A 6,305-nucleotide genomic window follows, 5' to 3' on the forward strand; every position below is an offset into this window, starting at 1 on the left:
ACACGCACGTGCGCAGGGGGCGGCGGCGTTGCATCGACTATACGAATCGCCCCCGTCACCCCAAAGCAGTTTTTTTAGGGTCGTGCGTTGCAAAAAATGCGACGGGGCAGCCGGTGGCTGCGCTTTTGGTTCCTTCTCCCGCCGGGAGAAGGTGACCGGCAGAGGTGGACGAGAGTGGCTGGGTCCAGACTACTGAGTGGCCGCAGCCCTTGCCCCAACCCACGCTCCGTGCCCGGACCGCGCTTGCGGTGCAGGCGTAGCAAAGGCGTGTGTGGTCGGTTGCGCGTCGCCAAAGCGCCCTATGCCTGCGTATCTCCCGTTCGTCGCCGTTGCTGCCGAGCCTCGCAGGCAACATGGATGCACATGCATCGCATGTCATCGCAACACACGATCAATCCCGAGCGCTGCTTTTGATGGGCAGGTGGCCTTCGAGTCGCCAGCTCAAACGCTGCTGTCGACATCCAGGTCCTGTCGCAGTGCGTCCACGCAATAGTCGACAAACGTACGCACCTTGGCAGAACCCCGGCGGCCCTGCACATAGACGACATGCACCGGCTCTGGCGCGATCTCGAAGGGCTCAAGTACGCAAGCGAGCTTGCCGCCCTGAAGGTGTTCGCGGATCTGGTAGGACGGCACCTGCGTCAGTCCCCAGCCCTGCACTGCGGCGGTGATGGCGGCATTGAACGAGGTCACGTGGAGGCGGGATGCCACTTCGACCAGATGCTCGCGCCCACCGATGCGGAACGGCCATTTGTGCGAGCGTTCGGCCGATGAGGTCGAGATGGTGGCGTGCTGCGGGAGATCGTCCGGCTGCTGCGGCGCACCGTGTTCTGCCAGATAGCCGGGCGAGGCGCAGACCATGCGGCGCACGCTGCCGACCGGGATGGCAGTCAGTGATGAGTCCGGCAGTGCGCCGATGCGTACCGCCACATCGATGCCTTCGTCCAGCAGCGGCACGACGCGATCGACCAGGATGGCGCGCGCGGTCATCGACGGATAGCGACCGAGAAAGCTGGTCAATACCGGCGTGACATGCAGCGCGCCGAACATCTGCGGCGCCGTCACCGTCAGCAAGCCGCTGGGAAGCGCATGCAACCCTGCCGCTCTGTGTTCGACATCGTCCAGATCGGCAAGCAGGCGTCGGCAGTCGATGGCGTACTGCTGCCCGGCCTCGGTGAGCCGCATGTTGCGTGTGGTGCGCACGACCAGCAGCACGCCCAGGCGGCTTTCCAGCTGCGCGATGGCGCGGGTGACCGTTGCGGTGGAAATGCCCAGACGCCGCGCAACCCCGGCAAAGCTTGCTTGCTCTGCCAGCGCGGCGAACAGCGTCATTTCCTGGATGCGATCCACGGACGTCTCACGATCAAGTGTGGTGCGAGAGTAGCAGTCCGACTGTCGCGGCCACGCGACTTCCACCCTTTGCTCGCGTTGGTGCTATCCGGCAAGGCATACAGCATTGCAGCGACAGCAATGGTGAATTGATCCGGTTGGTGGTTCTGGTGATGCCGCTCGCCACCTAGCATTGCCGGTCACTGATCTCCTACTGGATTTGTCATGGCCCACCCCGATTCACCCAACGCGGCCAACGCCCGCAACGCGGCAGCAGACCCGAGTCGCCGCAGGATATTGCTCGCCTCATGCGTGGGTACCGCAGTCGCCTTGGGCGCGGGCGCTGTCGGTGCAAGCGAGCTTTCCAAACAGAAGACGTCGAGCAAAGGAGATACCATGTCGAACGATGACACCCTGCACGTGGCCTACAAAACCCAACAGGTCGGCGAGGTCAATGTGTTCTACCGTGAAGCAGGACGCAAAGATGCGCCGGTGCTGTTGCTGTTGCACGGCTTTCCGAGCGCCAGCCACATGTTCCGCGATCTGCTGCCGCTGCTGGCAAGCCAGTACCGCTTGATCGCGCCCGACTTGCCGGGATTCGGCAACACCACCGCGCCACCGCGTGGACGCTTCGACTACACGTTCGAACACCTCTACAAGGTCATCGAAGGCTTTACCGAAGCACTGGGGCTGACCAGCTACAGTTTGTACGTCTTCGATTACGGCGCGCCGGTCGGCTTTCGCCTGGCGGCGGCAAACCCGCACAAGGTGAGCGCCATCATCAGCCAGAACGGCAACGCCTATCTGGAAGGCTTCAGCGACCAATGGGGTCCGTGGAAGGCCTACTGGCGTGAGCCAACCGCAGCCAACCGCGATGCATGCCGTGCCTCGCTGCTGCCGCAGGCCATTCGCGACTGGCAGTACGGTACCGGTGCCGACCCGAGCAGGCTGTCGCCGGATGGCTACACCCTGGACATCGCATACATGGCGCGCCCGGGCGCCGAAGAGATCCAGCTCGACCTGATTCTCGACTACCGCAGCAATGTCGCGGCCTATCCGGCCTTCCACGCGTACTTCCGCAAGCATCAGCCGCCGCTGTTGGCGGTGTGGGGCAAGCACGATCCCGCCTTCATTCCGCCGGGTGCGCAGGCGTATCGCAAGGACCTGCCGGCTGCCGAAGTGCATCTGCTGGATGCCGGTCACTTCGCGCTGGAAACGCATGCGGTGGAGATTGCGGATTACATCCACGACTTCCTGTCGCGCACGCTCAAGTCATCGGCGTAACTGCGTCGTTTGCACGCGGACTGCGGACGCGGCGACAGGGCTGCGTCCGCGCGCATCTGAGTCGTTGTGTCGGCGTGCTAGGTTACTGGGATCATTCCCCGAGAAATGCCGAGATGCTCAGCGCGTACCGATGGAGCGGGTTACTGGTGCTTGCCAGCCTTTTGCCGGTGTCTGCGGTTGCCGGTACGCCCGATGGCGGTTACCGGCAGCCACCGGAGCCATTGCTGAGCGTGTTACGCGCTCCGCTCAATCCATCGCCGCGCCTGGACCCCACCGGCAAGACCTTGTTGCTGGTGCAGCGCACCCAGTACCCGCCGATCGCACGCGTTGCCGAGCCGTATCTGAAGCTGGCCGGTGTACGTGTGGAGCCGCGCACGCATAGCCGCCACGACATGTCCAACGGCTACGGCATTCGTTCCTGCCTGGAAGGCTTCAGCCTGGTGGATGTTGCAAGCGGCAAGCAGACCGCCGTGCGCCTGCCGGCTGGTGCCTGTCCGGCATCGCCGGTGTGGTCGCCGGACGGGCGCCGCTTCGCCTTCAACAACACAGCCGCGGACCGCGTCGAGCTATGGGTGGGCGAGGTGGCCACTGGCAACGTGCGCAGGATCGACGGTGTGCAGCTCAACCCAGTGCTGGGTGGCGAGATCCAGTGGCTGGGCGGCAGCGACACCCTGCTGCTGAAGACGGTACCGCAAGACCTGGGCGCCGCCCCGCGCAAGGCCGCGGTGCCGCCTGGCCCGGAGGTCAAGGAAACCATCCAGGGCAAGGGCGAAAGCAGCACCTATGAAGCGCGCGATACGCTCTCCAGCCCCGAAGACGAGGCCTTATTCACCTACTACGCCACCTCCCAGCTGCTCACGGTGGATGTGGCCAGCGGCAGCCAGCGCAAGCTCGGTACGCCTGCGGTCTACAGCAACGTGGATGGCGCGCCCGATGGCCGCCACGTGTTGGTGGAACGGTTGAAGCAGCCGTACTCCTACGTCACTACCTACGCACGTTTCGCTCACGCTGTGGCGGTGTTGGATATGGCCAATGGCAGCGAGCGCATGCTGGCCAATCTGCCGGTTGCCGACCGGGTGCCGGTGCAAGGTGTGTCGATTGGCCCGCGTGCGTATTCCTGGCGCGCCAACCAACCAGCCACGCTGGTCTGGGCCGAAGCGCTCGATGGTGGCGATTGGAAAACCAGCGTGCCCGCACGCGACAAGTTGATGACGCTGGCTGCACCGTTCACTGCCAAACCGCGTGAACTCACGCGCGTGCAGCAGCGGTATGCCGGCTTGTCCTGGTTTGCTGCAGGCGGCCAAGCGCTGTTGGACGAGTACGACGAAAACCGCCACTGGCGTCGCACCACTTTGTTGAATGCCGACCGCCCCGGCACTGCCGGACGTGTGTTGTTCGACCTTTCCACCGACGACCTGTACGCAGATCCGGGCCTGCCGAAGATGCGTGTGCTGTCCAACGGCCAAGCCGTACTGCGCGAAGAGCAGGGTGCGTTGTTCCTGAGCGGCCAAGGCGCCTCGCCGGCGGGCGACCGGCCGTTTCTGGATCGCTATGAGCTGACCAGTGGCAAGACCCAGCGGCTGTTCCGCAGCGATGCCAGCGTGGACGAGCTGTTCTTCGGTTTTGCGGGCGACGATGTGTCGCGTCTGTTGACCTGGCACCAGTCGCTGACCGACCCGCCCAACGTGTATGTGCGCACGCTTGGCCAGCCGCTGCCGACGGCGGCTACCGGCGAGGCGGCCCTTGCCTCGACCGCCACGCCGCTTACCCACTTTGCGGATCCGACTCCGCTGGTGCGGCAGATCAAGAAGCGGCTGGTCACCTACAAGCGCAAGGACGGCGTGGAGCTGTCGTTCACCCTGTACACGCCGCCCGGCTACAAAGAAGGCACGCGCGTGCCGGCGATCCTGTATGCCTATCCTCTCGACTACGCCGACCCTTCCAAGGCCGGCCAGGTCAGCGGCGCCAGCGAGCGCGACTTCACCCGCCTAAGCTACTACCAGGTGCTGTTGCTGGCCGGTTACGCGATTATCGACGATGCCGCCTTCCCCATTGTGGGAGACCCCAAGACCGCTTACGACACCTACCTGCAGCAGTTGGTGGACGACGCCACCGCTGCGGTGGACAAGGCGGTTGAACTGGGCGTGGTCGATCGCCAACGCATCGGCGTCACCGGGCACAGCCACGGCGCGCTGATGACGGCCAACCTGTTGGCACAGACCGACCTGTTCCGCGCCGGTGCCGCCACCAGCGGCAGCTACAACAAGACGCTGACGCCATTCGGTTTCCAGAACGAGCGCCGTTCGTTCTGGGCCGCGCCGCAGGTCTATGCGCAGGCGTCTGCGTTCTTCCACGCCGACAAGATCAACGAACCATTGTTGATCGTGCACGGCATGGACGACGCCAACCCCGGGACCGAAACTACCCAGGCACCACGGTTGTTCCAGGCGATCCGTGGCAACGGCGGCACTGCGCGGCTGGTATTGCTGCCGTTCGAACCGCATTGGTACACCGCACGCGAATCCACCGAAGACGTGGTCGCCGAGATGCTGGACTGGTTCGACCGCTACGTGAAAAACGCCGCGCCACGCGATGCGGGCAGTAAGCAGAAAATGTGAGATGACGAGCACCTCACACCAAAGCGGAGCTTGCCAGGCTCAATCCGCCGACAGCGATCCCAGGGTAAAGCCGGAAACGGCATTCACCTTGCCGCGCCACAGCACACCACGGTTGCTGGGCAGGGGCTGGCCGCCGGGCGAGAAGCAACGCGACTCGATCAGGTGAAGGAACTGCGGAGGTGTGCTGCTCTGCTGAGCGTCCTCTTCCGTGTCGTAGATGCTGGCGTGGCTGGCAAACGCGCGACGGATATCTTCTTTTTCTTCGGCGTTGCCTGGATAGGCAGCAGAAAATTCCTGCGCAAACGCCTCGAAGTACTGTTTCCCGCTGACAAGCTGGCCTGAAATGATGATGCCTTCGACAAAGAGCGTAATGCCGAACTGCACGTTCGAGGTGTTGACGGTCGCGACCAGCTTCTGCAGATACCAATCCAGGCTCTGGCCGTCGAACGCCAGCTTGACGTCTTCCAGCTTGGGTTGATTGTCGTCTTGATCTGTCATGTGGCTCTCCTTGGTGAAAGGTGTAACGCGTGTGTTGAAGTAAGCGCAGCGACGTACCTACGCATCGCCCCGCATGCCCAAGAAAGCAAATGCGTCCTGTCCGGTGATCGGCGTGGTTGAGTCCGCCATGGTCGCCTTGGAGAGCATGCTCTGAGTCTATGACATGTTTCCCCAGTCGGCTTGCTCTGGTTGGAGTCTTGATCCTCAGCGCTAGCTTGTGCTGTTGCACAAGCTCTTTGCTCGCGCGGGTGCTTGATTGGGGCTGTCAGTCAACGTTCGTTCCGAGCCATCGGGGAGTAGCGGCACAGCTTGGCGATGTCCTTAGCAGTCCGCCACGGCCTGGTATAGGCCTCAAGGGATGAAATTTTCTGATGAAATTTCGCGACTAGATATGGTTTTTCTGACACTTGTTAGCCTTGATCGCTCGCCACTCACGCCCGTCTCTTCATTAGAGGGGCACCGATAAAATCAAACCGCGTCGAAGGGTAATCCCCCCTCAGATCAGCAGACGTCAAAAGTGGAATTTTCTCGTAACCTTTCCTGAGGAGATTTCCATGAAGACATCACGATTCACCG

The 6,305-nt window shown here is 62.9% G+C and carries 4 protein-coding genes; 2 read left to right on the forward strand and 2 right to left on the reverse strand.

Annotated features, from left to right (window positions below; genetic code table 11):
• Window positions 1-441 precede the first annotated feature (441 nt).
• On the reverse strand, window positions 442-1,332 hold the full coding sequence (locus GGR62_RS19445; protein ID WP_184409485.1) for a LysR family transcriptional regulator: 891 nt from the start codon (window positions 1,330-1,332) through the stop codon (window positions 442-444).
• Window positions 1,333-1,725: 393 nt separating this feature from the next.
• Here GGR62_RS19445 and GGR62_RS19450 point away from each other — a divergent pair, with 393 nt between their 5' ends.
• Complete coding sequence (locus tag GGR62_RS19450; protein ID WP_326520279.1) at window positions 1,726-2,613, forward strand: alpha/beta hydrolase; 888 nt, start codon at window positions 1,726-1,728, stop codon at window positions 2,611-2,613.
• Between the two features lie 113 nt (window positions 2,614-2,726).
• The gene (locus GGR62_RS19455) at window positions 2,727-5,231 is read left to right on the forward strand and encodes a prolyl oligopeptidase family serine peptidase (RefSeq protein ID WP_184409483.1); all 2,505 of its coding nucleotides are present in this window, start codon (window positions 2,727-2,729) and stop codon (window positions 5,229-5,231) included.
• 39 nt (window positions 5,232-5,270) lie between these two features.
• Here the strand turns inward: GGR62_RS19455 and gvpU are convergent, their stop codons facing one another.
• Window positions 5,271-5,729 (reverse strand): gas vesicle accessory protein GvpU, encoded by a 459-nt coding sequence (gene gvpU, locus GGR62_RS19460; protein ID WP_184409484.1) that lies wholly within the window; start codon window positions 5,727-5,729, stop codon window positions 5,271-5,273.
• Window positions 5,730-6,305 lie beyond the last annotated feature (576 nt).

It is taken from the genome of Xanthomonas sp. 3075 (assembly GCF_014197275.1).
Classification (GTDB): Bacteria; Pseudomonadota; Gammaproteobacteria; order Xanthomonadales; family Xanthomonadaceae; genus Xanthomonas; species Xanthomonas campestris_B.

Coding starts and splice junctions, on each gene's coding strand:
- GGR62_RS19445 (WP_184409485.1), bottom strand. CDS start 1,332: ATGACGCTGTTCGCCGCGCTGGCAGAGCAAGCAAGCTTTGCCGGGGTT.
- GGR62_RS19455 (WP_184409483.1), top strand. CDS start 2,727: ATGCTCAGCGCGTACCGATGGAGCGGGTTACTGGTGCTTGCCAGCCTT.
- GGR62_RS19450 (WP_326520279.1), top strand. CDS start 1,726: ATGTCGAACGATGACACCCTGCACGTGGCCTACAAAACCCAACAGGTC.
- gvpU (WP_184409484.1), bottom strand. CDS start 5,729: ATGACAGATCAAGACGACAATCAACCCAAGCTGGAAGACGTCAAGCTG.